Annotated in this window: 2 protein-coding genes; both read right to left on the bottom strand. The window is 67.7% G+C overall.

What is annotated here, in order from left to right:
* A partial coding sequence (locus tag O7A61_RS32080) for an ABC transporter permease (RefSeq protein WP_337133155.1) occupies positions 1 to 753 on the bottom strand: 753 nt, incomplete at its 3' end.
* Positions 750 to 1,939: sugar ABC transporter ATP-binding protein (locus O7A61_RS32075; protein ID WP_337133154.1), on the bottom strand; the 1,190-nt coding region annotated here is incomplete at its 5' end. The genes O7A61_RS32080 and O7A61_RS32075, both read right to left, overlap by 4 nt.

Below are 1,939 nucleotides of genomic sequence, written 5' to 3'. Positions count from 1 at the left end.
CAGATAGGGGCCGGGGATGGGCGCGCCGATGCCGGTGCTCATGGTCAGCGCCAGCCCGCCCATGGCCGCGAACAGGCCCGACAGTGCATAGGCGATGACCCTGGTGCGGGCGACAGGCACGCCGCTGCGGAACGCCGCCAGTTCGCTCGAGCCGATGGCATAGATGGAAAGGCCGAGGCGCGAGCGCCGGAGCGGGATCCAGATCACGCAGAGGCAGACGACCAGCACCAGCAGCGCCTTGGGCAGCCAGGCATCGATGGTATCAGGCAGGCCCGGTATCGGCACGGTGCCCAAGATCAGCGCCTTCAGCCATTCGGCCGCCGCGCCGCCCGGCGCGCCGAGCACCAGAAGGGCGGCGCCCTGAAGCACGAACAGCATGGCGAGCGTGACGACGATGTCGGGCACACGGGTGACGACGATGAGCAGGCCGTTGAGCGCGCCCAGCACAAAACCCATGGCGAGCGCGAAGGGCACCACGAACAGGGCGTATTCCTCCGAGGCGCCGTTCATCATCGAGGCGGCGGTGACGCTGGTCAGCGCCATCATGGCGGCGACCGAGAGGTCGATGCCGCCGGCGATGACGACAACGGTCTGCGCGGCGACGGCAAAGGCGTAGGGTAGCACGGCCCGCGCCAGCGAGCCGAAATCGCCGCTGCCATAGCCGGGCTGGATCAGTTTTGTCGCGATGAACAGAACGATCAGCAGGGCAAACAGGCCTGTTACCCAGCCTTGGCGGCGCAGGAAATTGCTCATGGCGTCGCCCGCGGCGCATCGGAGGAGTTGGCGGTGGGATCGGCCAAAATGCCGATATCGGCCTTGGCGCCGCGCGGCAGGCCGTAGGCGGCGCGCATCAGTGCCGGTTCATCCGCTTCCTCGACAGGGAAGACATCGACGAGGCGGCCGCCGAAGATGACGATGACGCGGTCGCAGACGCGCTGTACCTCTTCGAGTTCGGAGGTGTAGAACAGCACCGACTTGCCATTGCCGGCGAGCTCGCGCAGCAGCTTATAGATCTCCTGCTTGGTGCCGACATCGATGCCGCGTGTCGGGTCGAAGCAAAGGATTGTGCGGGCATCCGCCGCGATCCAGCGGGCGATGGTCACCTTCTGCTGGTTGCCGCCGGAGAGGCGTTGCACCTCGCCCTGAGCGCGAGTATCGATCTGCAGGCGCTGGATGGCGCTCGCCACCGTGGCGCGCTCCTTGCGCATGGCAATTGGTCCCCAGTTGCGCAGGGCGGCGCTGAAGGGGAGCGCAATGTTCTCACGCACCGAGCGCTGCATGGCGAGCGCCTCGGACCGGTCGCCCGGTACATAGGCGATCCCCGATCGGATGGCGTCGATGGGGTGGGCGAATTTCATCGACTGGCCATCGACCTCGATCGTGCCGCCCGACGGCTTGATCGAACCGGCAAGAGCGGCGAACAGCTCGTCCTGCCCCTGGCCTTCCAGCGCCACCACGCCGGCGACCTCGCCATCCCCGAGATCGAAGGAGACGTCGCTGAGCTTGGTGCCGACGCGCAGGTTGCGTACGGCGATGCGCGGGCGGGCAGGGGGGCGGGCCTTTTCGCTGGCGCTGCGGCCGGCGACATGGGTCTTGAGAATGCGGCTGCCGAGCATCAGCTCGACGATCTTTTCTTCCACGCCCGGCACGATGTCGACGACGCCGACGGTTGCGCCGTCGCGCAGCACCGTGGCGCGGTCGCATAGTGCGGCGATTTCGACGAAGCGGTGCGAGATGAAGATCACGGCGCGGCCGGCGTCGCCCTGGCGGCGCACCACCTCCAGCACTTTTTCGGCAAGGTTGGCGGGCAGTGCCGCCGTCATCTCGTCGAGCAGCAGCACGTCGGGCTCGACGGCCAGCGCACGGGCAAGGTCCAGCACGCGCAGTACTGCCAGCGGAATGTCACGCGCGGTGGCGCGCAGGTCGAGGTCAGGAATGC

The sequence above is a fragment of the Mesorhizobium sp. Cs1321R2N1 genome (genome assembly GCF_037179725.1).
GTDB lineage: Bacteria > Pseudomonadota > Alphaproteobacteria > Rhizobiales > Rhizobiaceae > Mesorhizobium > Mesorhizobium salmacidum.
The sequence above is the reverse complement of the archived record's forward strand: the minus strand, read 5'-3'. Positions and strand labels throughout refer to the sequence as shown.